The following is a 25260-nucleotide window of genomic DNA, read 5'->3' as shown; positions in this document are numbered from 1 at the left end:
ACGGTATTATTTTACCTCCCCTGAGCATGCCGGAAATCCTTGACTTTGCGCCCTTCGCGCAGCAAATGCGCCGCGCTTCGCGAGAGGGCTTGCGCCCGATTCGCGGCAGATCGCCGCTCCGTCTGGGGCGGCGCCGGAAACCCTAGTTTACGAGAAAGCACAGCCCATGAAGGCGCTCACCAGGATCACGCAGGCCGCCAAGCCTGCCGAGGTCGTAAAGAAATGGCACCTGATCGATGCCGACGGCCTCGTCGTCGGCCGACTCGCCGCGATCACCGCCAATATTCTGCGCGGCAAGCACAAGCCCAGCTTCACACCGCACGTCGATTGCGGTGATCATGTCATCATCATCAATGCCGACAAGGTGAAGTTCACCGGCAAGAAGATGACCGACAAGATCTATTACAAGCACACCGGCCATGTCGGCGGCATCAAGGAAACGACCCCGGCCAAGGTGCTGGAAGGCCGCTTCCCCGAGCGCGTGCTGGAAAAGGCCGTGGAGCGAATGATCCCGCGCGGGCCGCTGGGCCGTGCCCAGATGAAGGCGCTCCACCTCTATGCCGGCACCGAGCATCCGCATGACGGCCAGCAGCCCGAAACGCTCGATGTCGCGGGCATGAACCGCAAGAACAAGGCGACCAAGTAATGGCCGACACCGCAAACAATTCTGGCAACTCCGTTTCCGATCTGGCCGATCTGAAGGACATCGCCGGTGACGCCCCCCAGGGCGACTCCGCCGAAATCGCGCAGCGCGCCGAAGTTCCCCTGCGCGAGCAGGAACTGGACAAGCAGGGCCGTGCCTATGCCACGGGCCGACGCAAGGACGCCACCGCCCGCGTGTGGCTGAAGCCCGGCACCGGCAAGGTCATCGTCAACGGCAAGGACCAGGAAGTCTACTTCGCGCGTCCGACTTTGCGCCTGGTTATCGACCAGCCGTTCACCATCACCGAGCGTCAGGGCCAGTACGACGTAATCGCCACCGTCAAGGGCGGCGGGCTTTCGGGCCAGGCCGGCGCGGTCAAGCATGGCATCAGTCAGGCGCTGACCAAGTACGAGCCGGCGCTGCGCAGCACCGTCAAGGCCGCGGGCTTCCTGACCCGCGACAGCCGCGTGGTCGAGCGTAAGAAATACGGCCGCGCCAAGGCCCGCCGCAGCTTCCAGTTCTCGAAGCGCTAGGCGAACACACGACCTACCAGTCACCGAGGAAGGGCGGTCCCATGCCGGGGCCGCCCTTTTCTTATGGCCGGGTGGCTTTTCCTGGCCATCCAATCTGCCCCTCAACACCACGTTTTCTTTGCACGGCGCGCTTCATTTGTGCCCCTCCGAAGATCCACCGTGAGCAAGCATTAGATCGATCCTAGCCGGACGGCGTGCCGACGCCCCCCGGAGGCGTTCAGAACTTGTTTAATAGCAAATGTTAGTATTCCGGGATGGGAATCGACGCCCCCCCCGATATGCAAAGCGCGGCGGCGCAGGCCTGCAGCCTCGATCCCGATCGGCGGTTCGGGGCTTGGCCAGATTCGGTAAAGGCGCTCGAACAGGCCGAGACTGGGCACCGGGTTGCCCGCGATTTGCGCGGGCTGAATCTGTCCGGATTGGTGCTGACGTTTGGATATCTTGGTTTCGACGCGTCAGCGGGAATCCTTTCAGAGGGGCTGGCCATGCGCATGTCGCTTATGGTCCCGGCCTATTTGCTCGCCCTTTTTTGCTGCGGCGCGCAGCCGCGCTTGCGCAATGCGACGTCCGGACTTGCGGTGGTCGTCCTCGCCTTTGTCATCGCCTACCTTGGCGTGAAAGCCGGACAGCCTCATCTCGACCGCTACATGATGGGTGTCGGCGTGGTCGTCGGTTTCTACATTATCCTCACACCTCTCAGAGCGGGTCACTGCCTATGGGTGGGCGCAATGAGCTGCCTGATCGTGACGCTATTCGTGCTGATGGAGGAGGGCGCGACGCCTAGTGCGGGCAGCATCGTGCTGTTCACCGCGATGTGCTGCCTTGGACCGTTGGCGGTGAAGCTGCGCCATGATCGGCTGCGCGATCGCGCCTTTCTTCTTGCCGTGCAATCGAGGGAGGCCAACCACCGGCTGCTGAATGCCAACGAGGAGTTGCGACTACTTTCGGAACGCGATCCGCTGACGGGGCTGAGCAACCGTCGCGGTTTCGAATCACGGTTTGATGCGGCTTATGCCGCGGCTCTCGAAACCGGCGGCGCACTGACGGTGATGATGATCGATCTCGATCACTTCAAGGCGTTCAACGATCGTTATGGCCACCCCATGGGCGACGAATGCATCCGCCGGGTGGGCCAGACCCTGGCGCGCGAGCTGGAGCGTGCAGGCGGCTTCGCGGCGCGACTTGGCGGAGAGGAGTTCATCGGCGCGATCCACGGCACGTCCAAGGCAGCGGCCCATACCGTGGCGCAAAGCGTGGTACGCAAGGTCGCGAGGCTTCGTTTCGACGCGCCGTCGCTGCCCGCCGCAACGACAACTGTCAGCATCGGCGTGGCCGTAGCACGGGCGACGCAGCTATCGGGCGACGGCCTGGTCAAGCTGGCCGACCGCGCACTGTACGAGGCGAAAAACACCGGGAGGAACCGGGTTGTCATTCATGCGGTGGGGGAAACCATCGCGGCCTGACGCTCGCGACCGGCCCCTCACCAAGGATCGCCAGCCTTGGCCAGAATCAGTGAACCGGCGGATCGGTTCGCGGCACCTGGTTCGCGGGCGCTACCGGCTCCCCCGGCTGACGCGGAGGGCGTGCATCTTCGGGTACGTCGCGGATTTGCATGTCTTCGGTAGAAAGTTCGGACAGGTTGCGCACGCAGACCTTCAGCGTCTCGCCGTCCCAGGTCAGTTCGTTGAAGCTGGGCGGGGTCGAGCGAATGCGCTGCGACAGAGTGCCGGCCCCGACCATGCGCACGGGACCGTTCTCCGTCTGCTCGGTGATGTCGAAGGCATCGTGGACATGGCCGCTCAGCACCGCGGCGACCGGCCGCTTGGCCAGTTCGGCAAGCGCCTTGCCGCCTCCCCGTGTAAGGGCGGTTCCTTGTGTGCCCACCTCGCGAAGCGGATGATGGACCGCCACCAAGGCTTTTGTCCCCCGCGGCAACCGGTCAATCGCGGCGAGGCAGCGTTCGAGCGAGCGAGACGTTACCCAGCCCTTCGACCAGTTCAGTCGCGGCTGGGCGCGCACCGCCGTCTTGAGCGGGACCACCGCCAGGCCCGGCAGCTCGAGTTCCTTTTCGACGACATCCTGCATGCCGTGAAACCGGGCGTAGGGCGTGAAGAACCGCTCAATGAGGTTGAAATAGGGCATGTCGTGATTGCCTACCTCCACCGTCACCGGCGCTTCGAGCGAGCGGATCCACCGGGTGGCAGCGTCGAATTCGCGGTGGCGCGCACGCATGGTGAGATCGCCAGTGATGGCGACCGCGGCGGGGCGCCGTTCGGCGATCTCGCGCTTGACCCAATCGATCGCGCGGTTGTTTTCGAGCCCGAAATGAATGTCCGAGAGATGGAAGATCAGCGTGGGTGCTTCAGCCATTGTATGTCGCTAGCAGATCCACGTCGGAGGGTGCCACCTCGAAGGTGACGCGGGCACCGGCCTGGCACTTTTCGCCGTCGAGCAGCACCTGCAACTGCGATCCGTCAACGTTTTCGAGCGTGACCGCGTCCACCAGGCCGAGCCGGTCATGGGGTCCGTCGCGAAAGCTGCGCCGCATCAGCGCCCAGGTCTGCGCCGCAAATTCGCCCGCATCGTCGGCATGGAACACGTCGAGCTGGATTCCGTGCTCGCCCGGGGTAAGCTCGATGAGGGGATAGCCTTCACGGTCGCCGAGCAGCGGATCGAAGACGCGCGTCTTGGTGTCGCCCGTCGATTTCTCGAGCGCCTCTGCGGCGCCGCTCGCCATGGCCGCGATGTCCAGATCGCGCATCGCTTCGCGCACTTCGCCCCACTGGGTGGCCGGACCTGCCAGAAGGCCGGCATAGGCTTCGCCGCAAGGACCAACAATCTTCGCAATCCGGCGGCGCAAGGCGCCCGCTGCCGCCACGATATCGAGAATCTCCTTATTCGAGAAATCCCCGTGCAGGCGCTTGCTGAGCAGGTTCATGGTGCCGCCCGGCAATACCAGGACAGCGCCGCCCCAACCCTCGACGGAGCGAATGGCTGCATTAAGCGTACCGTCGCCGGTGTAGATCACCAGCAGGGGCACGCCGGCCTGGTCAAGCTGCTCGGGCGTAGGCAGATCATCGTCCGGGAAATCGATCTCGCGCGCTACCTCTATTCCATGGTCGGCAAGGCACTGCCGCAGATCCTCCAAAGCAGCCGGGGAATTGCTGCCACTGGCCGCGTTTACGATCAGCCAGGCCGAGTCGAAAGTTTCCATAAGGTTTCAAACCCGAACCGCCGCGCAAGTTCCGGCGGAACCCGCTGCCATGCCGCTCAACCGCCGTAATCGGCGCTTGGTCGGGCAGTTCTGTTGTTGGTCAAGGCGCGACAAACCTTGGTCGAGCTTGGCGAGACAAGGTTATTTACATGTGTAGTCATTGCTCCGTGGATCACGTCCGATCCGCAGAAAAAGGAGAGAAAGATGCTTCGTTCGATCACCTGTTCCGCCGCCCTCGCGGCACTGGCGATTGCCACCCCCGCTCTGGCCTCACCTGCGACGAACACCAATACCGCCAAGGTCCACTACAGCGATCTCGATCTGTCCACCGCCGACGGGGTGAAGGCCTTGAGAAGCAGGGTGCGCAGCGCCGCTGAAGATGTCTGCGACATGGATGGCGCGTGGAAGAGCCGCAACCTTACAAAGGCACAAATCTGCATGCGTGTCGCCATGAGCGAGGCCCAGCCGCAGATCGGCAAGGCCGTCGCGATGTACGGCAAGACCATCCGCCGCGCTGAGGCATCCGCCGTCACGGTGGAGTCCTGAAGAGCCCCGCCCCGGCCGCCGATCCCTCTGGCGATCCATGTGCGTTCGTCAGAGGGAATCGGCGGCTGGTCGAGCGGCCCGTGTGTCGCGAGCGATCGCTCCCTAGATCGAAAAAGCGAGCCGGGCTGTCCCCTGACCCCGAATGACCTTCCGGTTCGCACCCTTCCCCCTTGAATGAATGACCGGTGCGGTCCGCTTTGCTGGGCCCCGCAAGGCCCGCGACTATCCGCCCCTTAACGGCCCGCCATCGCCTTCACCTTCGACAGATAGGTGCGCCCGATCCGCAGCGCTTCGCCATCGACGAGCTCCGCCGACCAGACCCCCAGGCCATCATGCCTAAGGCCTGCAATCGCACCGCGGCGAAGGATCGTGGAGCGATGGATGCGGATAAACTCCTCCGGATCCAGCTTGGCCTCCAGCCCGGCGATGGTCTGGAGCAGCAGGTAGCTTCTGCGGTCCTCGCCCTCGCCCACATGCAGGCGAACATAATCCCGCTCCGCATCGATCCTGTCGACTTCGGCCATGCCGATGCGGATCAGCTCACTGCGATGCGGCACCCAGAGTTCGTCGAGCCATTGCGACTGCGGTCCCGCCTCGCGCTCTCCGCGCCGCGAGACCGCGCGCTGGATCGCGCGTTCCAGGCGGTCGCGATCCACCGGCTTCAGCACGTAGTCCACGGCATCGAGATCGAAGGCTTCCACCGCGTGATCGTCATGCGCGGTCACGAAAATGACCGCCGGCGGGGTCTCCTGCTTCGCGAGCGTCCGCGCCACGGTCATCCCGTCCATGTTCGGCATGGTGAGATCGAGGAGGACCAGATCGGGCGCGGCACCCTCGATCTTGTCCAGCGCCAATTTTCCGTCGCTGGCATCGCCGATCACCTCGACAGAAGGAATGCGCGAGCAGATCGCGCGCATCCGTTCCACCGCCAGCGGTTCGTCGTCGACGATCAGGGCACGCAAAGTTTCTTGAGCAGAGTCAGCCATGGCGTTCCATCGGTATCCGGAGTTGAGTCTGGAAGCCCCCGCCTGGGCGCGGGCCGGAGGTTATGCTGGCGGCATCGCCGAAGCGCGCGGCTAGGCGATCGCGGACATTCGCAAGGCCGATCCCGAAGCCGGACCCATTGGATTTGCCGCCCGTTTTCGCGCCCGGGCCGTCATCGGCCACGGTGATGACAAGCCTCCCGAAATCCTCTTCCGCCAGGATCTCGACACAGACCGGCTTCGCGCTGTTGGCGACCCCGTATTTGACCGAGTTTTCGACCAGCGGCTGCAGGATCATGCCCGGGACCCGATAGGCCTTCAGCGCAGCCGGCAACTCGTATCGCGTCCGCAGCCGCTCGGGAAAGCGCACCTTCTCGATTTCGAGATACTCGCGCTGGAGCGAAAATTCGTCCTCCAGCGGAACGTCGGACGCGGTGTGTTCGGCCAGGCTGTGGCGATAGAAGCGCGACAACGACTGGATCATGGTTTCCGCCTTGTCGGGCCGACCGGTCATGACCAGCGCGGAAAGCGAATTGAACGCGTTGAACAGGAAGTGCGGGTTGACCTGATAGCGCAGCGACCGCAGCTCGGCCGCCTTGGCCGCGGTTCGGAAGCGTTCCTCGCGTCGCTGCGATTCGCGCGCCTGGGCACCGGCAAGCATGGCGAAATAGAGCGACGCCCAGGCCAGAATCACGAAATACCGCCCCAGCGCGATATCGGCGATGGCGCGCCAGTTATCGAGCGAGGTGGGGGCGTCCTGAATCTGAAAAGTCGCCGATTCGCTGGGGGATGGCACTATGCTGGGCGGCAGGTTCTGCAGCTTGTTGACAGGTACGTCGACGAAAAGGCTACCGGCTTCGTCCCGGCGCAGCACGAAGCCCTGCTCGGCGGCAATGCGCGCCTCTTCCCTTTCCTGAACGTCCCTGAAAATCCATTGCTGGGCCTGCGCGATCGGAATGGAAGCGGGCAGCGCTACGAAAATCGCGACCAGGGCCTTCACCCACAACCGTCGCTCGTCGAACAGACGCAGGATTAGCCACACCAGCATGGTCATGCCCACGCCCACCGCCATCAGCAGGGCGCGGCGCCACAACAGCTCCTCCTGCGCGCCGAAATCCTGGAGCACGGCGCGCGCGGTGGTGAGAAGGTAATATGTCAGCCACAGCGCGACGATCGAGGCCGTGACGAAACGCAACGGAACAGTGGCGCTGCGATCGCCGGCGCGGACCTCTTCATATGTCATTCACGCGGCGTTAAACCGGAAAGCCGCGTCTTGCCACGCCGCTCGTCGGATGGTTGCGCGCACTTGTCGATGTGAGCCGCGATGCCAAGGCGGCTGGTTCAGGCGCCTTCTAGCAGATGCTCCTCGGCAATCTTCTTCTTCCACGCCGCGGGGGCCTGCGTGTGCACGTTGTTGCCCTGCGCATCGACAGCCACCGTCACGGGCATGTCCTGGACCGTGAATTCGTAGATCGCTTCCATGCCGAGGTCTTCGAAAGCCACCACCTTCGCTTCCTTGATAGCCCGCGCGACGAGATAGGCGGCGCCGCCGGTGGCCATGAGATAGGCGACCTTGAACCGGCTGATGACATCGACCGCATCGGCACCGCGCTCCGCCTTGCCGATCATGGCGAGCAGGCCCTGATCCAGCATCATCTCGGTAAACTTGTCCATGCGGGTGGCCGTGGTCGGGCCCGCCGGGCCAACGACCTCGCCCATCACCGGATCGACTGGACCGACATAGTATATGGCGCGGCCCTTGAAATCGACGGGAAGCTCCTCGCCGCTGTCGAGCATATCCTTTATGCGTTTGTGCGCCGCATCGCGGCCCGTCAGCATCCGGCCAGACAGCAGGATGCGGTCGCCCGCATTCCAGGTGGCCACTTCCTCTGAGGTCAGATTGTCGAGATTGACGCGCCGTGCTTCCGCATCGGGCTGCCAGTTGACCTTGGGGTATTCGTCCAGCTTTGGCGGCTCGAGATAGGCCGGACCCGACCCGTCCAGCGTGAAATGTGCATGGCGCGTCGCGGCGCAGTTGGGGATCATCGCCACCGGCTTGCCGGCGGCATGGCAAGGCGCTTCGTAGATCTTCACGTCCAGCACGGTGGACAGTCCGCCCAAGCCTTGCGCGCCCACGCCCTGAGCGTTGACCGCGTCGAAAATGTCGATCCTGAGCTGCTCGATATCGCTCTGCGCCCCGCGCTGCTTCAGCTGCGCCATGTCGATGGGTTCCATCAGCGATTGCTTGGCGAGGCGCATGCAATGTTCCGCCGTGCCGCCGATGCCGATGCCGAGCATCCCCGGCGGACACCAGCCCGCGCCCATCGAGGGGATCTGATCGATCACCCAGTCGACGATGTTATCGCTGGGGTTCATCATCTTGAACTTGGACTTGTTCTCGCTGCCGCCGCCCTTGGCCGCGACGTCGATGCTAACGGTGTTTCCGGGGACCATCTCGACCGTCAGCACGCAGGGGGTATTGTCGCGGGTGTTGCGCCGGGTGAAGGCGGGATCGGCCAGGATCGAGGCGCGCAGCTTGTTGTCGGGATCGGTGTAGGCCTTACGCACCCCTTCATCCACGACCTCCTGCAGGCTGCGGTCCGAGCCCAGGCGGCAGCTCTGGCCCCACTTCACGAAAACGTTGACGATGCCGGTGTCCTGGCAGATCGGGCGGTGGCCCTCCGCGCACATGCGGCTGTTCGTCAGAATCTGCGCGATCGCATCCTTGGCTGCCGGACCCTTCTCCGCCTCGTAGGCCGCGCCCAGGGCGCGGATGTAATCCATCGGGTGGTAATAGGATATGTATTGCAGGGCGTCCGCCACGCTTTCGATCAGGTCGTCTTCTTGGATCGTGATCATGTCGCTCATCGAAAGCAGCCCTTCTCCGGTCGATGGGGTGTGGCTCATAGGCATGCGTGCGGGCAAGCGTCAAAGAACTTGGCCGCACCCATTGTTGCCGATAAGGCAATCGCCTTTCCCACACTGGAGTTCTAGAAGCGAACCGATGATCGAGACCGCGACCCTCAATGAACGGGGTGGGACCCGTTTCGACGACGCGCGACGCGCGATGATCGACAGCCAATTGCGCACCAGCGGCGTGACCGAAGCTTTCGTGCTGGCTCGCATGGGCACCGTCCCGCGTGAGGATTTCGTGCCCGAAGGCCAACGGGCCGCAGCTTATTCCGACCGCGCGGTGCGCCTGCCGGATGGTGGTTTCCTGCCCGCGCCGCTGTTTCACGGCATGCTGCTGGCCGAAGGGCGCCCGACATCCGCGGACCGGACGATCGTGGTGGATGCGGGCAGCGGCTACCTTGCCGCTCTGGTGGAACCGATTGTCGCCAGCATGACGATCGCCACGCCCGCCGATGCGGCCGCGGGGAAGCCGGGCATGAAGGATGCCACGCTGCTGCTGATCGACGGCGCGATCGAGGAATTGCCCGCCGCGCTAATCAAGGCGCTGGCCCCCGACGCCCGCGTCGTTACCGGCCTCTTCGAACGGGGCGTCACCAGGCTGGCCGCCGGGCGCAAGGCGGGTGGCGGCGTCGGTTTGGTGCCGCTTTCCGAGGTAGGCGTGCCCCGCCTGCCCGCCTTCGACCGCGAGGTCGGCTGGACTTTCTGATGAAACGCTTTGGAATCATGGCGGCGGCGCTGGCCGCCACGGCGCTCGTGCCGATGGGCGCCGCCCATGCGGATACGTTGCAGGACGCGCTGACGGCAGCCTACGTCAACAATCCCACGCTTGCCGTCGCCCGCGCCAACCAGCGCGCTACCGACGAAGGGGTGGCGATCCAGAAGGCGGCGGGGCGGCCGAACGTCACTGCCACCGGCCAATATCTCGAATTCGTGAAGCAGAGCTCCACCAGCAGTTTCAGCCCGGAACGCGCGGTCAACGGCCAGCTCAATCTCGGCGTTCCGATCTTTTCGGGCGGCGCGGTGAAGAACGGCGTGCGCGGCGCCACCGCCCGGGTCGAAGCGGGCCGCGCCGATCTGCGCGCCACCGAAAGCGATATCTTCAGCCAGACCGTGGCCGCCTATATGGACGTGTTGCGCAACCAGGCGGTGGTGGGGCTTCAGGCCAATCAGGTCGATGTGCTCTCGGTCAATCTGCAAGCCACCAGTGACCGGTTCGAGATCGGCGATCTCACCCGCACCGACGTGGCGCAGTCGCAGGCCCGGCTGGCGCTGGCGCAGAGCGATTTCACCACCGCGCAGGCAAATCTCATCGCAGCGCGTGAAACTTACGCCCGGCTGACCGGGATGGCCGCCGATAGCTTGCAGCCGCCCCCGCCGCTGCCCGGCTTCCCACCCAATGTGGAAACCGCAGTGGACATCGCGCTGGAACGCAACCCCGACATCCTCGCCGCGCAGGATCGTGCGCGGGCCGCCGGATTCGACGTGCGCGTCGCGGGGGCATCGCGCCTGCCGCGGGTGTCGCTGATCACGGGCGGCACCTACAACAACTATCTCAATTCGATCGATACCTCAGGCGTGCCGGTGGGGCCGATCGATCCCACCGATCCGACCAGCCCTGTCGGGCCGGTCACGACCATCCCAACCACCAACACCGCCGTGCAGGTGGGGGTGCAGTTAAATGTGCCGCTGTTCCAGGGCGGGCTGCCCGCCGCGCAGAGGCGCCAGGCGCAGGCCCGCCAGAGTGCGGCCTTGGAAACCGTGATCGCAACCGAAAGGCTGGTCATTGCGCAGACGCGCGCCGCCTGGTCGAGCTGGCAGGCGGCATCCGCGGTGATCGTCAGCGCACAAAGTGGAGTGGACGCAGCTACGCTGAGCCTCGAGGGCGTGCGCGCGGAAAATTCGATCGGCAACCGCACGATCCTCGATGTGCTCAATGCCGAGCAGGAACTGCTGAATGCGCGGGTCGCGCTGGTGACGGCACGCCGCAACGCCTATGTCGCGGGTTTTAACTTGCTGGCCGCGATGGGCCGCGCCGAAGCGCGCGATCTGGGGCTGGTCGGCGAGGGCATGCTCTACGATCCGGCGATCAATTACGAGCGCGTGCAGGGCAAGTGGCTGGACTGGGAAAGCGATCCCGCGCCCGAGGTGACTACGACCAGCACCGCCCAAGTGCCGCCCGCCGACGCCTCAATTCCGGAACAGGACATGCCGGCGAGGGATGAAAACGGGAACATTAGCGGTTATTAACCCGATTCGCGGCGCGATTCGCGCCGAGTCGACAGGGGTAATGCCAATGCAGCGACAAGGCGAACCGTCGGTGGAGGAGATCCTCGAGTCCATCAAGAAGGTGATCGCGCGCGAAAGCGCCGCCGCATCGCCAGAGGTCGAGCCCGCCTCGCGCGAAGAGGCGGATGAAATCCTGGAACTGGACGAGGACGCGATGATCGCGCTGGCGGACGAGGAAGGAACTCAGGGTCGCTTCGCCGAAGAGGAAACGGCCCGCCCGCTGACCGCCGAGGAGAAGAGCAGCGCCATCGCGGAGAACTTCGCCGCACTTGCCATGCTGGCCAAGCCGGGCCGCGAACCGCAGATCGTCCGATCCGGCGAAACCTCGCTCGAAGGGCTCGTGCGTGAGATGTTGCGCCCGATGCTGGCCAAATGGCTCGACGACAATCTGCCCCCCATGGTGGAGGATCTGGTGAAGGCAGAGATTGCCCGGATCGCTGGCAAGAAGCCCTGAGTCGCGGCGCGAAAAATCGGTGCAAGCGGCGGTAGTTACTGCTGAAAAGATTTTTCTGTCCTATTTGGATATCGCTCGCTAGCGTCCCGACCATGACAGGATCGCACGGGCTCATCACCCTCACCGCCGGCGCTTTCGCGCTCGTCTTCGCAACCCCCATTCTTGCGCAGGCCTCTGGCTCCCGGCCGGCAATGAGCCCGCAGGACCTCGTCACCATGCCGCGGCTCGGCGGAGTGGCTGTGAGCGAGGATGGCCAGCGCATCGTCTATCCGGTCACCACCACCGATCCGCAAAGTTACGAGCGCACAAGCACCCATTATCTGCGGTCGCTCGATCCGATGGCGCAGCCGGTGAAGCTTTCGGGGCTGGATGGGGCGGGCGATGCCCGCTTCGCGGGCGACGGCTGGCTCTATTTTCTGGCCGACGCGGCGGAAGGGCAGGGCACCGGCAGCCAGGTCTGGCGCGCGCGGATCGGTGCCAATGGCGCCGTCAGCGGCAAAACGCAGGTCACCGCTCTCCCCGCCTCCGTAAACGGCTTTGCCGTTGCCCCGCAGGGCGATCGACTGGCTGTGTGGGGCAATGTAGGGCGCGATTGCGCCAGCTTTGGCTGCCCCGAAACTGACAGCAAGGGCCATCTGCCGGGCCCGGGAACCGGTCGTCTTTATCAGGGCGATGGCGGGTTCATCCGGCACTGGGACAGTTGGGAGACGCCGGGCATCTACAGCCGCGTTTTCGTTTACGATCTGAAAGGCGGCAAGGCCACGGGCACGGGGATGCCCGCCGATGGGCCTGCGGGCGCCGGCGCGCTGGTTGGCGATACGCCTACACAGCCCTTTGGCGGGGGCGAGGATGTCGCCTTTTCCGCCGACGGCAAGACCTTGTTCTTCGTCGCACGCCGGGCCGACAAGGACGAGCCGCGTTCCACCAATCTCGATATCTGGCAGTCGGACCTCTCCGGCAAAGCCCCGGTCAATCTGACCACGGCGAACGAGGCGACGGATGCGCTGCCCACGCCGTCTCCCGACGGCCAGTATCTCGCCTATGTCGCCATGGCGCGGCCTGGCTATGAGTCGGATCGCCAGGTGGTGCAGTTGCGCGATATCAAGACCGGTCAGGTGACCGCGCTCACCGAAGGGTTCGACCGCTCGTTCGGCTCCCTCACCTGGACGCCGGACTCTCGCTGGCTGATCGCGACCGCGCAGGACGTGCTCGATACCCCCGCCTTCCGCATCGATCCGCGCACCGGCGAAGTCACCAAGCTCGACCTGATGGCGGGGCCGGAAGCGCATATCGGCAACGTCGCCGCCCTGCACGGGGATCGGATGATCTTCACGCGCGATTCGATCGGCGCACCGGCCGAGCTGTTCCTGACTCAGAACTGGCAGCAGGCCATGCCGCTGACCGATGTGGCCACCACGCGGATGGGCGCGCTCGCCCCCACCGTCACCACGCGGTTCAGCTTCGCCGGCGCCAATGGCGACACCGTTTGGGGCCAGATCACCAAGCCTGAGGGCGTTGGCGGAAAACTGCCCGCCATCCTCTATGTCCACGGCGGACCGCAGGGGTCGTTCAACGACGGCTGGTCGTCGCGCTGGAACCCGCGCGTGGTGGCGAGCCAGGGCTATGCGGTGATCTCGGTCGATTTCCACGGTTCCACCGGATACGGGCAGGCCTTCACTGACAGCATTCGCGGCGACTGGGGTGGCAAGCCCCTGGAAGACCTGAAGAAGGGCCTCGCCGCCGCGCTCGCCAAGGATAACCAGATCGATGGCGACAGGGCATGCGCGATGGGCGCCAGCTATGGCGGCTACATGATGAACTGGATCGCGGGCCGCTGGAACGACCGCTTCAAGTGCCTGGTCCAGCACGACGGCGTGTTCGACGCGCGCGCCATGGCTTACGAAACCGAGGAGCTGTGGTTCGATATCTGGGACCACGGCGGCAAGACCTATTTCGAGGATCCGCAGGCCTACGAGAAGTGGAATCCGGTCAATTATGTCTCCCAGTGGCAGACGCCCATGCTGGTGATCACGGGGGAGAAGGATTTCCGTATCCCCTATACCCAGGGCATCGCCAGCTTCACCGCCCTTCAGATGCGCGATATTCCCTCGCAATTGCTGGTCTTTCCGGACGAGAACCACTGGGTGCTGAAGCCGAAGAATTCGCTGCAATGGCACAACACGGTGTTCGCCTGGCTGGACCGCTGGCTGAAGCAGTGAGCGCGGATAGGGACCGGGCGAAGGCGAAAGCCGCGCTTGCGAAGATCGGCGGCGAGACGGTGGAGCGCCAGATTTTCCTGTGCGCGCTGGCGGAAAAGCAGAAATGCTGCTCGCGCGCCGAAGGGAAAGAGTCGTGGAATTATCTCAAGCTGCGGCTCAAGCAGCTTGGGCTGGCGGGGCGATCGGTGCAGCGGACCAAGGCCGATTGCCTGCAGATTTGCACGATGGGGCCGATCGCGGTCGTGTGGCCGGACCAGATCTGGTATCACTCCTGCTCTCCGGCGGTGCTGGAGCGAATTATCCAGGAACATCTGATCGGAGGCGCTCCGGTCGAGGAGTTCAGGCTGCGAACGGCGTGACAGTCAGGCGTGGGTAGAGGTGAACATCGTATCGACTTCGCCGGTTTTCGGCAGGTTGCCAGCGCCTAGTCTTCGCCGACCACATCGTCATGGCCCGTGCCGTTGGACAGGAATACCAGCCCCATCAATGCGCCGGTCAGCATCATCATCAAGGTGATGCCCAGCCCCACCGCGATGTAAAAGTGGATGGACACGGGCTCCCCCAGCGAATGGAAGTAGGCAAAAGCGGCGATCAGCGTCGCCACGGTAGCCACCACCATGAACGCCATGAGCCGGCGCCAGCGCTTCCAGGCGAAACGGGCGGTCTGGGAATCATCGAGCGGGGATGGGCGCGGCATGCCCCCATACTGGGGATCGCGGGGTGTCGACGCAATGCGCGAATGGCGATTCGCCTTCGCGGGCGATCCATGGCATTCTGCAATCGCAGAAATGGGAGACGAACCATGCAGGTGGGAAAACTCATCGAAGGTCGTGCAAGCTCGCAGATCGTCCATTGCACGGTGGACGTGACATTGAAGGAGGCCGTTCGCCTTCTGGCTGACAAGAAAATCGGCGCCATGCCGGTGATGGAACACGGCAAGGTGGTGGGCATCGTGTCGGAGCGTGACGTGCTCTATTGCCTGGCTGCCGAGGGGGAGGGAACGCTCTCCAAACCGGTGCGCGAGGTGATGACATCGCCGGCGATCACCATCACCCGTGACGATGAATGCGAAGAAGCGCTGGGGCTGATGACCCGCCGCCGCATCCGGCACCTTCCAGTGGTTGAGGGCGATGCGATGATCGGCTTCGTCTCGATCGGCGACCTGGTGAAAACCCGCATAGACGAAGTCAGCCGCGAAGCGAGCGCGATGCGCGATTATATCCAGATGGCGTGACCGCGCTTGAGGTGGTGCCCTGCGCTTCCTAAATCAGAGAGTATGAACAGCCTGACCCTCACCAACGCCGCTGCAAAGCGTGTCGCCGCCATTGCCCAGAAGCAGGCGCGGCCTGCGGTATTGCGACTCGCCGTGGAGGGCGGCGGTTGTTCCGGCTTCCAGTACAAGTTCGAGCTCAGCGATCCCGAAGGCGACGATGTCGTCAGCGAAACCGACGGGGTGCGGCTGGTGGTCGATCCCGTGAGCCTGGACCTGGTGGCGGGCAGCACGGTGGACTTCGTGGAATCGCTGGGCGGGGCGGCCTTCAAGGTCGAAAATCCGCAGGCGGCCGCCGGCTGCGGTTGCGGATCCAGCTTCGGCATCTAAAGCTGCCGGGATGCGAATAGCGTCCTACAACATCAACGGCGTCAAAGCCCGTTTGCCACGGCTTCTGGAATGGCTGGAGGAAACTCGGCCCACCGTCGCGTGTCTGCAGGAGATCAAGAGCCAGGACGAAGGCTTCCCCGCCGGCGAGTTCGAGAAGATCGGATACAAGGCGATCTGGCATGGCCAGAAGGGCTTCAACGGCGTTGCCATTCTCGCCGACGGCGTGGAGCCGGTCGAAACCCAGCGGACCTTGCCGGGCGATCCCGAGGATGAACACGCCCGCTATCTGGAAGTCGATGTGAACGGCATGCGGATCGCTTGCATCTATCTGCCCAACGGCAATCCGCAGCCGGGGCCGAAATTCGATTACAAGCTGCGCTGGATGGAGCGACTGCGCGCCCGGATGCGCGAACTATGGGCGATGGAGATCCCCGTTGCGGTAGTAGGGGATTACAACGTCATTCCCGAAGACAAGGACGTGTGGAGCCCAGCCGCCATGGCATCGGATGCGCTGATGCAGCCCGAATCACGCGATGCCTACGCCCGCCTGCTTGCGGACGGTTGGACCGACGCCATCGATACCCTCAACCCGCGCGGCGGCGTGTGGACCTTCTGGGATTATCAGGCCGGCGCGTGGCAGCGCGATCACGGCTTCCGTATCGACCACCTGTTGCTGAGTCCGGAGCTGGCCGATCGCATGACCGCGGCGGGGGTCGACAAGGAATACCGCGGCAGGGAGAAGGCCAGCGATCACACGCCGGTGTGGGTCGAGATCGGCGGCTGATCCTTACTTGTAGAACACGTGCCTGCTGATCGTGGCCATCGCGTGGCGCTTGTGCCTCCAGGATGGGGCTACGGAGCGAGCGTGGAAGAAGAGCGATCCTACCGCCTCGCTGTCCCAGAGGCCCTTGTGCGCGATCTGCGCGATCGCCCTGGCGCGCTTCCAGGCGGCGGAACCGGTCCGGATGTTGGGCATGCGCCCATTCTTCACGAAGCTGAACTGCGACCGCTGATACACCACGCCGCAGTAATCGGCGGGAAACTGGTGGCTGGCGGCGCGGTTGATGATCACTTCGGCAACAGCCAACTGGCCGGCGAGAGGCTCGCCCCGCGATTCGAAGTAGATCGCGCCCGCCAGGCAGCGCATCTCCTCGTCTAGACTGGTCTCGTTCGGCATCTGGGCAACCAGCTCACGCAGGCTGCTCGCTTCCGGTGCCACCTCTTCGGGCGCGGGCTCCGGGAGAGCCTGTACCACCTCATTCGGGACGAATTCCACTTGAGGGGCGGTTTCTGGGTGTTGGTGGACGATGGGGGCGGCATCCTGCGCTACTGCGCGGGATCCTTCGAGAAAGTTTACCGTTGCGACAAGGGTAACGGCAAGCACCGCCGCACCGGCGGTGATCTTCTTTGCGGGCATTGATCAGATCTGTCTGTGCGGTAAACTCCCGGATGCAGGCCGGTGGGATTGCTCGAATGCAAGATCCCGAGATATTGCCCAAAAGGGCTGGCCTGTCGGTCGTTTCCCGTCTGCGCGCTAGCCGGTCGACCCCAATGCCGTCCCGTGCCGCCTGCGCCAAACTTCGGGCGGCCAATTAGTCACAATGGCAACCAAGTCAAGTTAACCCGCCCAGTCTGCGATGAGCTGTGCGGGATGCGCGATGTCCAGTTCAACGATCCAGGAATCGGGGTCCTGGCGACGTCTTTTTTCAACGTACGACGTAAATTCTTCTTTGTTTTCAGGATTTTCTTCTTTCACGCTCTGAAAAACCCGGGTGCCGTCGAGTCGCGGCATGCGTTCCCAGAAGCGTGAATTTCCGCCCCTCTCGAGGGTTAATATGTGAATGACGCCGGCATCCTTCTCGCCCTTCTGCACGACCATGGCGAAGCCACCTGCAGCCTCGGCAGCGCGAATCAGTCCAGCCACCTCGATGTGAGCTGGCAGCCGTCCGGTCATATCCGATAGCCGGGCAAGCCCGACAGCGGGATGCGGCTGCGCATGAAGGTGCCCGTACCACGCCCGATCTCCTCACCCTCTTCGTCGACTAGTCGCGATTCCGCCACGAAGACGCGCTTTCGCCCCGACACCCATTTCCCTGTCGCGGTGACCCGGCCCAGTTTCACCGGCTTGGTAAAGTGAAGGTTGAAAGAGGTAGTAAGGAGAAAACGGTCGGTCGCCAGCGTGTTGGCGGCATAAAAAGCCGCATCGTCCAGCATCTTGAAATAGATGGTGCCATGGGCCGCCCCGGCAGCGTGAAAGACCTCCTCTGTCACATCGAAGGTTATCTGCGCCGCCCCCTCGCCGGTCACCGCCAGGTTCGACGCGAATAGCCGGTTGATGGGCGCAGAATCGTAAAGCCGCTCCAACGCGCGATAATGCAGTTCTGCGCCCGACATGATCCGATCAGCGCGGTTCGACCCAGCCGATCGATCCGTCACGGCGGCGATAGACCATGTTATGATTGCCCGTGCCGGCGTTCTTGAACAGCAGCGCCCCAGTGTCCCGTAGATCGAGCATCATCACCGCGTCGGCTACGCTCGCTTCGGGGATATCCGCGGTGGTTTCGGCGATGATCGGTGGTGCGCCGGCCATTTCATCGGCCTCTTCCGCGTCGCTGTCGGCGGGGGAGGCAAAGATCGTGTAGGCGGCTTCCTGTTCCTGTTCGGCATGCGACGCCTGGTGATGGCGATCCTGCAACCGGCGCTTGTAGCGCCGCAATTGTTTGTCGAGCTTCTCCGCCGCCTGATCGAATGCTTGGTGGACATCCTGAGCTTCGCCGTGACTCTTAAGGATGAGTCCCTTGTTCACGTGCGTGACCAGATCGCTGGTGAAGGCGCCATGCGCACCCTTGCCGAAGGTCACATGCGTAGACAGCGCGCGGCTGAAGTATTTTTCGACCATCGTGCCAAGGCGTTCACCGACATAGGTCTGCAAAGCTTCGCCGGTGTCAATCTGGTGTCCCGAAACGCGGATATCCATGGGTGTCCGTTCTCCTATTTCCGACCTCTCCCCTTTGGGGCTTGAGGATACGCGATCAACGCGGCTCGCCCGAAGCGGTGCCCCACAGGGGATCTTTGATCTGAGCGAGGAATTTGGCGTGACGCGACAGTTCCTCGGCACTGGCCTGGTGGACGCGGACTTCGCGCCTGGCCGCAAGGACCGGGCGCAAGTCGATCAGGTTGCCGTGTGGCTCGCTTGGCTCGACGACAGCTTCCGTCGCGAGTTCGAGACCAATCTGCCGGCCGCCCTTCAACTCGACATAGACCTGCGCGAGCAACTCTGCGTCGAGCAAGGCGCCATGCTTGACCCGGTGACTGCGATCGATGCCGTAGCGCGTACACAGAGCGTCCAGCGAAAGCTTTGCTCCGGGGTGACGCTTCTTGGCCAGCGCCACCGTGTCGATCATCCGGCTCGAACACACGGGATCGAGCGCGCAAAGCGCCAGTTCGGCGTTGAGAAACGAGAAGTCGAAACCGGCATTGTGTGCGATCAGGGGACTGTCACCGATGAATTCCAGCAAGGCCTTCACGCTATCGCGAAACAGCGGCTTGTCGCTCAAAAATGTAGCGGAAAGGCCATGGATCTGCTCGGCGCCGGAGGGCATGTCCCGTTCCGGATTGAAATAGGCATGGAAGGTTTGACCGGTGGGCACTAGATTAAGCAGTTCCACACAGCCGATTTCCACCATGCGGTCACCCGTTCGGGGATCGAACCCGGTCGTTTCGGTATCGAATACGATTTCGCGCATCGACAGTCTTGTGCGCCTCTTGGACCGCCTCCGCAAGCCCCGGCCCTTACCGGTCAGCAATCGACGAGCTTGTTTATCAGCCGTCGCACCGCCGCTTCGGTTTCGGCGAGCGAGGTGCCGGTATCGATGAGGTGATCCGCCCGCGCCCGTTTTTCCGCGTCCGGCATTTGTAAGGCCAAGATCTGGGCGAACTTTTCGGGCGTCATTCCCGGACGGGCCAACACTCGCTCGCGCTGCACCTCGGCAGGAGCGGACACAACCACCACCGCGTCAACGCCGTCGTGCCCACCCTTTTCGAACAGCAGCGGAATATCGAAAACGACCAAAGGAACATCGGCATTCGCGACCATGAATTCTGATCGCCTGTGTCCGACAGCGGGATGCACAATGGCCTCGAGCGTCGCAAGCGCTTCGGGCCGCCCGAAAACCTGTGCGCCAAGCACTTCGCGCATCACACCCTGAGGTCCGGTCGTGCCGGGAAAGGCAGCTTCGATCGCCGACACCAGTTCGCCGTCAGCGCCCTGCATACGCCGCACCTCCGCATCGGCATCGAACACCGGAACGCCTTCGGCCCGAAACATATCGGCTACCGTCGATTTTCCCATTCCGATCGAACCGGTGAGGCCAAATTTCAAAGGAGGAGTCACCCCGTCAGCAACTTGCGCAGGCTGGCATCGTTCTCGCGCGGTGGAGGGCTTCCGAAAAATTTCTCGAACGCCAGTGCCGCCTGGCCGATCAGCATGGAAAGACCATCGACAGTGGCAAACCCTTGCGCGGACGCCGACCGGAGGAATGCAGTTCGAACCGGATCGGTCACAATGTCGTAGGCTATACTGCCGGGCGGCGCATGGCTCCAGTCGAAGCGCAGCGGGGCCTGGCCGCGCATTCCCAGCGCGCTCGCATTGACGACAAGATCGCAACATCCCTGCCTGTCGTCGAAAGCGAAATCGGTAGGCTCGGCAAAGTGCTGCAATTCGATAGCGTGGTGCTCCCCCTCGGGGGCGAGCTCAGTTAGAAGGCTTCGAGCCTTCGCGAGGTCGCGGCCTGCCAACACGATGGTGAAGCCGCGACGGGCCAGCGCCCACACGATCGCCCGCGCCGCGCCACCTGTCCCCAGAACCCGGGCCATCCGGAAGAGATGGCTCTGCTCGAGAATGGGCCCAAGCGGTTCGCAGAAGCCGTCCCCATCGGTATTCGTGCCCGTCAAAGCGCCATCCGGGGAACGGAAAATCGTGTTCACCGCGCCGATGGCCCTGGCTTTGGGGTCCAGCTCGTCCAGCTCGGACATCACCGCTCGTTTGAGGGGCATCGTCACGTTACAGCCGCGCCAGTCCGGATCCGCTCTCCGATCCGCGAAATAGCTGGCCACGTCTCCCTCGCTAACGCGCACCGCATCGTATCGGGCGGGGATACTAAGTTGTTCGAGCCAGAACCCGTGGATCACGGGTGATTTCGATTGGACGATCGGATCGCCGATCACCTCCGCATAAGCACTCATGCCAGCAAAACTTCTCTTGCCCGCAACGCGTCCAGCACAGCCAGCAGTGGCATTCCGAGAACCGTAAACTGGTCGCCCGCAATCCTGGAAAACAATTGCGGTCCGGGTCCCTCGATACGGAAGACGCCGACGCATGCACCGACCGCAGGCCACTCCGCTTCGATATAGGCCTCGATAAAGCTGTCGCTCAGGTCGCGAACCGCGAGCCGCGCGAAATCGCTGGCCACCCAGTCTATTCTTCCGCCGCGTGCCAGCGCCGCCGCGCTATGCAAGGTCATCGTCCTGCCGGAGAAGGCACGCAGATGATCGACCGCTTCTTGCTTCGAAGCGGGTTTATCGAAGCGATGACCATCCACCTCGACAAGAGAATCGCTCCCGAGCACCCAGCTATCGGGTCTTTGCGCCGAGACCGCGACCGCTTTTGCCGCCGCCAGCGCCTGAGCGATCTCCTCGGGGTCGGCATCACCCATTTCTGCCTCGATCGCCCGTTCGTCGACATCAGCAGGAACGGACTCGAATGCCACGCCAGCCTGATCGAGCATCGCGCAGCGCGACGCACTGCGTGACGCAAGCACGATTGTTTCACGTGAAAACACCGTCATATCGCTTTCACGCCTTCGAACCCACGGTCTCCGCCATTGCGCTCGCGTTCACCCAGGAGCCGGATCACGGCGGCGGCCGTTTCCTCAATCGACCGCCGTGTCACATCGATGACCGGCCAGCCCCGGTCCGCGAACATCCGGCGCGCCATGGTCACTTCGGCTTGCACCCTCTCGTTGTCGACGTAGTCCGTGGTGGTTTGCTCCCCCAGGGTCAGCAAACGGTTACGCCTGATCTGCACGAGCCGTTCGGGAGAACTGGTCAGCCCCACCACGAGCGGGTTCTTGAGTTCGAACAATTTCGCGGGCGGTGGGCTTTCGACAACGAGCGGAATGTTCGCGACCTTGTAACCGCGATTGGCGAGATAGATACTGGTCGGCGTCTTGGAAGAGCGCGATACGCCGGCGAGCAGGATGTCGGCTTCTTCCCAATCCTCATGCGCAATTCCATCGTCATGAGCGATCGTGAACTGGATAGCGTCGACACGCCGGAAATACGCTTCATCCATGAGATGCTGGCGTCCGGGGCGGCCATGCGCTTCCTGGCCGAGCGCAGCCTCCAATGCTTCGGTCACCTGATCGAGCACCGGCACGGCGGGAAGGGAAATATGCCGACAATGCTCTTCGAGCCGGCGGCGTGTTTCAACGTTGACCAAAGTGTAAAGCACCAGTCCGGGATTGGCGGTCAGTTCCGGTACGATGCGGTCGAGATGCTGACGGCTTCTCACCATCGGCCAGAAATGCCGTACCACATCGGTGTTCTCGAACTGTGCGAGCGCGGCCTTGGCAATCATTTCCAATGTTTCCCCCGTGGAGTCGGAAACAAGATGGAGGTGGATGCGCTTCACGGTTTTCTGCCGCTCCTGTTGTGGAGAATGGCGGGCATAAACCACGGGAGCACTCTGGCGACAAGTTTGGGTATGAATTCGCTCCCCACTGCAGGCCGATTCGCCCGGCGACAAGTGGACAGGAAGGTCGCGATTCCCACAGCCTGGGGATGACCAGGATAAGTTTGACTCGACTCATTGCCGAACACGAGTCGCGGCCCGCCCGACATCTGTTCAAACCGGGAGAAATCGGGCAGGGCGCTGCCGTCCCCGCTTTCCACAGGGCCAACAGACTCCATCATCTCTTTTAAGAATCTTAGTTTTATTGGATTGGACACGCGCGATGCCCGGCTTGCTTCTCGACACCCTGAAGGGACGCTGCGGTGAGCGCTCGCCTGTCTGGCTCATGCGGCAGGCAGGCCGTTACCTTCCCGAATATCGTGAACTTCGTGCAGAGAAGGGTGGCTTCCTGGAACTCGTTTACGACACTCAGGCCGCGGCGGAGGTCACGCTCCAGCCGATCCGACGCTTCGGTTTCGACGGCGCCATCCTCTTTTCCGACATTCTGATCGTGCCTTACGCGATGGGTCAGGACCTGGCCTTTCTCGCCGGGGAAGGCCCACACCTGTCTCCGCCTCTGGTCGATCATGCTCTCAATTCGCTCGTAAGCGTCCCTGAGCGCCTCGAGCCCATTTATGGCACCGTCGCTGCGGTAAAGGCCGCGCTTGGCTCTGAGACCACCTTACTGGGCTTTGCAGGCAGTCCTTGGACGGTCGCCACCTATATGATCGCGGGTGAAGGCAGCAGGGACCAGCATGCCGCGCGCGCCATGGCCTATCGCGATCCCGCCGCGATGCAGGCGATCATCGATCGGATCGCCGAGGTCACGGTCGATTATCTGGCGGGACAGATCGCTGCGGGAGCCGAGGCCGTCCAATTGTTCGACAGCTGGTCGGGCACTCTCGCGCCCGATCAATTCGAACGCTGGGTGATCGCGCCCAACGCGCGCATCGTCGCGGCGCTGAGGGACCGCTGTCCCGAGGCAACAATCATCGGCTTTCCCAAGGGGGCGGGCGAGAAGCTGGGCGCCTATGCCCGCGAAACCGGTGTCGACGCCATCGGCGTGGACGAGACGCTCGATCCGGCATGGGTGAACCGGGAGCTTCCCGACGGTATGGCGGTACAGGGGAACCTCGATCCCCTGCTCCTGCTCGCTGGGGGCGAAACGCTCGAAAGGCGCGCCGTGGCGATCCTGGAGGCATTCGCGGGGCGTCCGCAAGTGTTCAACCTGGGTCACGGGATCGACCGGCATACTCCGATCGCTCATGTCGAACGCCTTCTCGATGTCGTGCGTGGTTGGCGGCGCTAACGTCCCGCGCTACATCGACGCGCGATGCAAACGACTCTCGCCCAGCTCTATCCCTGGCTCAAGGCCGGGCACATCATCTTCATCGTGTTCTGGATGGCCGGGCTGTTCATGCTTCCGCGCCAGATGATCTACGCCTCGCTGTCGGCGCCCGGTTCCGAAGAGGAAGCGCTGTGGGCGAAACGCATGGGCCAGCTGCGCTCGATCATCCTGACACCCAGCCTGATCGTCGTGTGGGTGCTGGGTATTCTGCTGGCGATCGCCCTCGACGCCTGGAGCGAGGGATGGCTGCACGCCAAGCTTCTGATCGTGCTGCTTCTTTCCGGCTATCACGGTTACATGGTCGCGCAAGCCAAGAAGATCGGACGCGGCCAGCGCCCGCTCACCGACAAGCGCTTGCGCATGTGGGGCGAGGCGCCGGCCCTGGCTTTGGTGCTGATCGTCGTACTTGTCGTGGTGAAACCTTTTTGAGCCGAAGCGACCACTTGCCAGATTGACGCTGAAGCGCGCGCCACTTATCTAGAGCGCACCTAAACGGCATGGGCCGGCCTGTGTGCCACGCCCGGGTCTGCTTTCCCCAAGCCCTGACGACCTGCCGGCAACATTATTCTCCGAAATGGACTATCCGCAATGCATCTGCGCGACCTGAAAATGAAACCGCCGGCCGAGCTGGTCTCGATGGCCGAGGAACTCGGCGTCGAAGGCGCCAGCACCATGCGCCGGCAGGACCTGATGTTCTGCATCCTGCGCGAACTCGCCGAGGATGAGGAATACGAAGAAAAGATCATGGGCATCGGCACCATCGAGGTGCTGCAGGACGGTTTCGGCTTCCTGCGCTCGCCCGAGGCGAACTATCTTGCCGGCCCCGACGACATCTATGTGTCGCCCAACCAAGTCCGCAAATGGGGCCTGCGCACTGGCGACACGGTGGAAGGCGAGATCCGTGCACCGCGCGAAGGCGAGCGCTATTTTGCCCTGACCGAACTCTACAAGGTCAACTTCGACGAGCCCGACGCGGTTCGTCATCGGACGAACTTCGACAATCTGACGCCGCTCTACCCGGACCAGAAGTTGTCGCTCGACACGCTGGACCCGACGGTGAAGGACAAGTCGGCGCGCGTCATCGACATCATCAGCCCCCAGGGCAAGGGCCAGCGCGCGCTGATCGTCGCGCCGCCGCGCACAGGTAAGACCGTGCTGTTGCAGAACATCGCCAAGGCGATCACGGACAACCACCCCGAAGTCTTCCTTATCGTGCTTCTCGTCGACGAGCGGCCCGAGGAAGTTACCGACATGCAGCGCAGCGTGAAGGGCGAGGTCATCTCCTCCACCTTCGACGAGCCTGCCAACCGCCACGTCCAGGTGGCCGAAATGGTCATCGAGAAGGCCAAGCGGCTGGTCGAGCACAAGAAGGATGTCGTTATCCTGCTCGATTCGATCACGCGCCTGGGCCGCGCATACAACACCGTTGTTCCGAGCTCCGGCAAGGTGCTGACCGGCGGTGTCGACGCCAACGCGCTGCAACGCCCCAAGCGTTTCTTCGGCGCGGCGCGCAATATCGAGGAAGGCGGATCGCTCTCCATCATCGCCACCGCGCTGATTGATACCGGAAGCCGGATGGACGAGGTGATCTTCGAAGAGTTCAAGGGCACCGGCAACAGCGAAATCGTGCTTGACCGCAAGGTTGCAGACAAGCGCATCTTCCCGGCACTGGATGTCGGCAAGTCCGGTACCCGCAAGGAAGAGCTGCTGGTGGAAAAGGACAAGCTCACCAAGATGTGGGTGCTGCGCCGCATCCTGATGCAGATGGGCACGATCGACGCGATGGAATTC

30 protein-coding genes are annotated in these 25260 nt (G+C 63.3%); 15 read left to right on the top strand and 15 right to left on the bottom strand.

Going from position 1 to position 25260, the window contains the following annotated elements:
* Positions 1-166: 166 nt before the first annotated feature.
* The 3 genes from rplM to ACFDTG_RS08870 all read left to right on the top strand — a co-directional run bounded on the left by rplM (position 167) and on the right by ACFDTG_RS08870 (position 2639).
* A complete protein-coding gene (gene rplM / locus ACFDTG_RS08880; RefSeq protein WP_375290673.1) occupies positions 167-646 on the top strand; it encodes a 50S ribosomal protein L13 in 480 nt (159 codons plus the stop codon).
* Complete coding sequence (gene rpsI, locus ACFDTG_RS08875; RefSeq protein ID WP_375290672.1) at positions 646-1176, top strand: 30S ribosomal protein S9; 531 nt, start codon at positions 646-648, stop codon at positions 1174-1176. The genes rplM and rpsI overlap by 1 nt, the downstream gene beginning before the upstream one ends.
* 254 nt (positions 1177-1430) lie before the next feature.
* Positions 1431-2639, top strand: a complete 1209-nt coding sequence (locus tag ACFDTG_RS08870) for a GGDEF domain-containing protein (protein WP_375290671.1) — start codon at positions 1431-1433, stop codon at positions 2637-2639.
* A gap of 46 nt (positions 2640-2685) precedes the next feature.
* Here ACFDTG_RS08870 and ACFDTG_RS08865 read toward each other — a convergent pair whose 3' ends face one another.
* Positions 2686-3546 (bottom strand): metallophosphoesterase family protein, encoded by an 861-nt coding sequence (locus tag ACFDTG_RS08865; RefSeq protein WP_375290670.1) that lies wholly within the window; start codon positions 3544-3546, stop codon positions 2686-2688.
* The gene (locus tag ACFDTG_RS08860) at positions 3539-4390 is read right to left on the bottom strand and encodes a diacylglycerol kinase family protein (RefSeq protein WP_375290669.1); all 852 of its coding nucleotides are present in this window, start codon (positions 4388-4390) and stop codon (positions 3539-3541) included. The genes ACFDTG_RS08865 and ACFDTG_RS08860 overlap by 8 nt, the downstream gene beginning before the upstream one ends.
* 204 nt (positions 4391-4594) lie before the next feature.
* On the opposite strand from ACFDTG_RS08860, the gene ACFDTG_RS08855 reads away from it, so the two are divergent.
* Positions 4595-4936, top strand: a complete 342-nt coding sequence (locus ACFDTG_RS08855) for a UrcA family protein (RefSeq protein ID WP_375290668.1) — start codon at positions 4595-4597, stop codon at positions 4934-4936.
* Between the two features lie 233 nt (positions 4937-5169).
* On the opposite strand, the gene ACFDTG_RS08850 is transcribed toward ACFDTG_RS08855, so the two are convergent.
* The 3 genes from ACFDTG_RS08850 to ACFDTG_RS08840 all read right to left on the bottom strand — a co-directional run bounded on the left by ACFDTG_RS08850 (position 5170) and on the right by ACFDTG_RS08840 (position 8787).
* Positions 5170-5922 carry a LytR/AlgR family response regulator transcription factor gene (locus ACFDTG_RS08850; protein WP_375290667.1) on the bottom strand — a complete coding sequence of 251 codons (753 nt, stop codon included), beginning with the start codon at positions 5920-5922 and terminating at the stop codon, positions 5170-5172.
* A complete protein-coding gene (locus tag ACFDTG_RS08845; RefSeq protein WP_375290666.1) occupies positions 5915-7162 on the bottom strand; it encodes a sensor histidine kinase in 1248 nt (415 codons plus the stop codon). Before ACFDTG_RS08845 ends, ACFDTG_RS08850 begins: the two co-directional genes overlap by 8 nt.
* A 98-nt stretch (positions 7163-7260) precedes the next feature.
* Complete coding sequence (locus ACFDTG_RS08840; RefSeq protein WP_375290681.1) at positions 7261-8787, bottom strand: fumarate hydratase; 1527 nt, start codon at positions 8785-8787, stop codon at positions 7261-7263.
* A 136-nt stretch (positions 8788-8923) separates the two neighbouring features.
* Between ACFDTG_RS08840 and ACFDTG_RS08835 the strand changes: the two genes are divergently transcribed.
* The 5 genes from ACFDTG_RS08835 (at position 8924) to ACFDTG_RS08815 (ending at position 14150) form a co-directional block, all read left to right on the top strand.
* Positions 8924-9538, top strand: coding sequence for a protein-L-isoaspartate O-methyltransferase (locus ACFDTG_RS08835; protein WP_375290665.1), 615 nt, complete (start codon positions 8924-8926; stop codon positions 9536-9538).
* Complete coding sequence (locus ACFDTG_RS08830; RefSeq protein ID WP_375290664.1) at positions 9538-11079, top strand: TolC family outer membrane protein; 1542 nt, start codon at positions 9538-9540, stop codon at positions 11077-11079. The genes ACFDTG_RS08835 and ACFDTG_RS08830 overlap by 1 nt, the downstream gene beginning before the upstream one ends.
* Before the next feature lie 46 nt (positions 11080-11125).
* Positions 11126-11572: a DUF2497 domain-containing protein gene (locus tag ACFDTG_RS08825; RefSeq protein ID WP_375290663.1), complete on the top strand. Its 447-nt coding sequence runs from the start codon at positions 11126-11128 to the stop codon at positions 11570-11572.
* Positions 11573-11664: 92 nt separating this feature from the next.
* Positions 11665-13791: a prolyl oligopeptidase family serine peptidase gene (locus tag ACFDTG_RS08820; RefSeq protein ID WP_375290662.1), complete on the top strand. Its 2127-nt coding sequence runs from the start codon at positions 11665-11667 to the stop codon at positions 13789-13791.
* The gene (locus ACFDTG_RS08815) at positions 13788-14150 is read left to right on the top strand and encodes a ferredoxin (RefSeq protein WP_375290661.1); all 363 of its coding nucleotides are present in this window, start codon (positions 13788-13790) and stop codon (positions 14148-14150) included. Before ACFDTG_RS08820 ends, ACFDTG_RS08815 begins: the two co-directional genes overlap by 4 nt.
* A gap of 65 nt (positions 14151-14215) precedes the next feature.
* On the opposite strand, the gene ACFDTG_RS08810 is transcribed toward ACFDTG_RS08815, so the two are convergent.
* Complete coding sequence (locus tag ACFDTG_RS08810; protein WP_375290660.1) at positions 14216-14488, bottom strand: hypothetical protein; 273 nt, start codon at positions 14486-14488, stop codon at positions 14216-14218.
* A gap of 105 nt (positions 14489-14593) precedes the next feature.
* On the opposite strand from ACFDTG_RS08810, the gene ACFDTG_RS08805 reads away from it, so the two are divergent.
* The 3 genes from ACFDTG_RS08805 to xth are packed head-to-tail and all read left to right on the top strand — an operon-like array spanning position 14594 to position 16175.
* Positions 14594-15025, top strand: coding sequence for a CBS domain-containing protein (locus ACFDTG_RS08805; RefSeq protein WP_375290659.1), 432 nt, complete (start codon positions 14594-14596; stop codon positions 15023-15025).
* A gap of 42 nt (positions 15026-15067) precedes the next feature.
* Positions 15068-15391 (top strand): HesB/IscA family protein, encoded by a 324-nt coding sequence (locus ACFDTG_RS08800; RefSeq protein WP_375290658.1) that lies wholly within the window; start codon positions 15068-15070, stop codon positions 15389-15391.
* A 10-nt stretch (positions 15392-15401) separates the two neighbouring features.
* Positions 15402-16175, top strand: a complete 774-nt coding sequence (xth, locus tag ACFDTG_RS08795; protein ID WP_375290657.1) for an exodeoxyribonuclease III — start codon at positions 15402-15404, stop codon at positions 16173-16175.
* Between the two features lie 3 nt (positions 16176-16178).
* On the opposite strand, the gene ACFDTG_RS08790 is transcribed toward xth, so the two are convergent.
* From ACFDTG_RS08790 to ACFDTG_RS08750, 9 genes are all read right to left on the bottom strand, one after another.
* Positions 16179-16808 (bottom strand): cell wall hydrolase, encoded by a 630-nt coding sequence (locus tag ACFDTG_RS08790; RefSeq protein ID WP_375290656.1) that lies wholly within the window; start codon positions 16806-16808, stop codon positions 16179-16181.
* A 201-nt stretch (positions 16809-17009) separates the two neighbouring features.
* Positions 17010-17345, bottom strand: coding sequence for a DUF1491 family protein (locus ACFDTG_RS08785; protein ID WP_375290655.1), 336 nt, complete (start codon positions 17343-17345; stop codon positions 17010-17012).
* Positions 17342-17785, bottom strand: coding sequence for a PaaI family thioesterase (locus ACFDTG_RS08780; RefSeq protein WP_375290654.1), 444 nt, complete (start codon positions 17783-17785; stop codon positions 17342-17344). Before ACFDTG_RS08780 ends, ACFDTG_RS08785 begins: the two co-directional genes overlap by 4 nt.
* Before the next feature lie 7 nt (positions 17786-17792).
* Positions 17793-18368, bottom strand: a complete 576-nt coding sequence (hpf, locus tag ACFDTG_RS08775) for a ribosome hibernation-promoting factor, HPF/YfiA family (protein ID WP_375290653.1) — start codon at positions 18366-18368, stop codon at positions 17793-17795.
* 55 nt (positions 18369-18423) lie between these two features.
* Entirely contained in the window at positions 18424-19137 is a 714-nt protein-coding gene (dnaQ, locus tag ACFDTG_RS08770) for a DNA polymerase III subunit epsilon (RefSeq protein ID WP_375290652.1), read from the bottom strand.
* Positions 19138-19190: 53 nt separating this feature from the next.
* Positions 19191-19784, bottom strand: a complete 594-nt coding sequence (coaE, locus tag ACFDTG_RS08765) for a dephospho-CoA kinase (RefSeq protein ID WP_375290651.1) — start codon at positions 19782-19784, stop codon at positions 19191-19193.
* Entirely contained in the window at positions 19781-20635 is an 855-nt protein-coding gene (locus ACFDTG_RS08760) for a shikimate dehydrogenase family protein (protein ID WP_375290650.1), read from the bottom strand. Before ACFDTG_RS08760 ends, coaE begins: the two co-directional genes overlap by 4 nt.
* Entirely contained in the window at positions 20632-21237 is a 606-nt protein-coding gene (locus tag ACFDTG_RS08755; protein ID WP_375290649.1) for a Maf family protein, read from the bottom strand. Before ACFDTG_RS08755 ends, ACFDTG_RS08760 begins: the two co-directional genes overlap by 4 nt.
* Positions 21234-22082: a pyruvate, water dikinase regulatory protein gene (locus ACFDTG_RS08750; RefSeq protein ID WP_375290648.1), complete on the bottom strand. Its 849-nt coding sequence runs from the start codon at positions 22080-22082 to the stop codon at positions 21234-21236. The genes ACFDTG_RS08755 and ACFDTG_RS08750 overlap by 4 nt, the downstream gene beginning before the upstream one ends.
* A 322-nt stretch (positions 22083-22404) precedes the next feature.
* Between ACFDTG_RS08750 and hemE the strand changes: the two genes are divergently transcribed.
* The 3 genes from hemE to rho all read left to right on the top strand — a co-directional run.
* Entirely contained in the window at positions 22405-23430 is a 1026-nt protein-coding gene (gene hemE, locus ACFDTG_RS08745) for a uroporphyrinogen decarboxylase (RefSeq protein ID WP_375290647.1), read from the top strand.
* Positions 23431-23454: 24 nt separating this feature from the next.
* Positions 23455-23898 carry a CopD family protein gene (locus ACFDTG_RS08740; RefSeq protein WP_375290646.1) on the top strand — a complete coding sequence of 148 codons (444 nt, stop codon included), beginning with the start codon at positions 23455-23457 and terminating at the stop codon, positions 23896-23898.
* A gap of 159 nt (positions 23899-24057) precedes the next feature.
* Positions 24058-25260, top strand: a 1203-nt coding sequence (gene rho / locus ACFDTG_RS08735) for a transcription termination factor Rho (RefSeq protein WP_375290645.1), incomplete at its 3' end; no start/stop codon positions are given.

It is taken from the genome of Qipengyuania sp. (assembly GCF_042095715.1).
GTDB lineage: Bacteria > Pseudomonadota > Alphaproteobacteria > Sphingomonadales > Sphingomonadaceae > Qipengyuania.
Note: the sequence above shows the minus strand (reverse complement) of the source record. Positions and strands in the feature narration are given on the sequence as shown.

Excerpts from the sequence above, each read along its gene's own strand:
- ACFDTG_RS08855 (WP_375290668.1), top strand. The coding sequence starts at position 4,595 with ATGCTTCGTTCGATCACCTGTTCCGCCGCCCTCGCGGCACTGGCGATT.
- rpsI (WP_375290672.1), top strand. The coding sequence starts at position 646 with ATGGCCGACACCGCAAACAATTCTGGCAACTCCGTTTCCGATCTGGCC.
- ACFDTG_RS08810 (WP_375290660.1), bottom strand. The coding sequence starts at position 14,488 with ATGCCGCGCCCATCCCCGCTCGATGATTCCCAGACCGCCCGTTTCGCC.
- ACFDTG_RS08760 (WP_375290650.1), bottom strand. The coding sequence starts at position 20,635 with ATGAGTGCTTATGCGGAGGTGATCGGCGATCCGATCGTCCAATCGAAA.
- ACFDTG_RS08740 (WP_375290646.1), top strand. The coding sequence starts at position 23,455 with ATGCAAACGACTCTCGCCCAGCTCTATCCCTGGCTCAAGGCCGGGCAC.
- ACFDTG_RS08755 (WP_375290649.1), bottom strand. The coding sequence starts at position 21,237 with ATGACGGTGTTTTCACGTGAAACAATCGTGCTTGCGTCACGCAGTGCG.
- ACFDTG_RS08835 (WP_375290665.1), top strand. The coding sequence starts at position 8,924 with ATGATCGAGACCGCGACCCTCAATGAACGGGGTGGGACCCGTTTCGAC.
- hemE (WP_375290647.1), top strand. The coding sequence starts at position 22,405 with ATGCCCGGCTTGCTTCTCGACACCCTGAAGGGACGCTGCGGTGAGCGC.
- ACFDTG_RS08825 (WP_375290663.1), top strand. The coding sequence starts at position 11,126 with ATGCAGCGACAAGGCGAACCGTCGGTGGAGGAGATCCTCGAGTCCATC.
- ACFDTG_RS08800 (WP_375290658.1), top strand. The coding sequence starts at position 15,068 with ATGAACAGCCTGACCCTCACCAACGCCGCTGCAAAGCGTGTCGCCGCC.
- ACFDTG_RS08780 (WP_375290654.1), bottom strand. The coding sequence starts at position 17,785 with ATGTCGGGCGCAGAACTGCATTATCGCGCGTTGGAGCGGCTTTACGAT.
- ACFDTG_RS08820 (WP_375290662.1), top strand. The coding sequence starts at position 11,665 with ATGACAGGATCGCACGGGCTCATCACCCTCACCGCCGGCGCTTTCGCG.
- ACFDTG_RS08850 (WP_375290667.1), bottom strand. The coding sequence starts at position 5,922 with ATGGCTGACTCTGCTCAAGAAACTTTGCGTGCCCTGATCGTCGACGAC.
- ACFDTG_RS08790 (WP_375290656.1), bottom strand. The coding sequence starts at position 16,808 with ATGCCCGCAAAGAAGATCACCGCCGGTGCGGCGGTGCTTGCCGTTACC.
- rplM (WP_375290673.1), top strand. The coding sequence starts at position 167 with ATGAAGGCGCTCACCAGGATCACGCAGGCCGCCAAGCCTGCCGAGGTC.
- ACFDTG_RS08785 (WP_375290655.1), bottom strand. The coding sequence starts at position 17,345 with ATGACCGGACGGCTGCCAGCTCACATCGAGGTGGCTGGACTGATTCGC.
- ACFDTG_RS08845 (WP_375290666.1), bottom strand. The coding sequence starts at position 7,162 with ATGACATATGAAGAGGTCCGCGCCGGCGATCGCAGCGCCACTGTTCCG.
- ACFDTG_RS08870 (WP_375290671.1), top strand. The coding sequence starts at position 1,431 with ATGGGAATCGACGCCCCCCCCGATATGCAAAGCGCGGCGGCGCAGGCC.
- dnaQ (WP_375290652.1), bottom strand. The coding sequence starts at position 19,137 with ATGCGCGAAATCGTATTCGATACCGAAACGACCGGGTTCGATCCCCGA.
- ACFDTG_RS08860 (WP_375290669.1), bottom strand. The coding sequence starts at position 4,390 with ATGGAAACTTTCGACTCGGCCTGGCTGATCGTAAACGCGGCCAGTGGC.
- ACFDTG_RS08830 (WP_375290664.1), top strand. The coding sequence starts at position 9,538 with ATGAAACGCTTTGGAATCATGGCGGCGGCGCTGGCCGCCACGGCGCTC.
- ACFDTG_RS08805 (WP_375290659.1), top strand. The coding sequence starts at position 14,594 with ATGCAGGTGGGAAAACTCATCGAAGGTCGTGCAAGCTCGCAGATCGTC.
- ACFDTG_RS08865 (WP_375290670.1), bottom strand. The coding sequence starts at position 3,546 with ATGGCTGAAGCACCCACGCTGATCTTCCATCTCTCGGACATTCATTTC.
- xth (WP_375290657.1), top strand. The coding sequence starts at position 15,402 with ATGCGAATAGCGTCCTACAACATCAACGGCGTCAAAGCCCGTTTGCCA.
- hpf (WP_375290653.1), bottom strand. The coding sequence starts at position 18,368 with ATGGATATCCGCGTTTCGGGACACCAGATTGACACCGGCGAAGCTTTG.
- ACFDTG_RS08840 (WP_375290681.1), bottom strand. The coding sequence starts at position 8,787 with ATGAGCGACATGATCACGATCCAAGAAGACGACCTGATCGAAAGCGTG.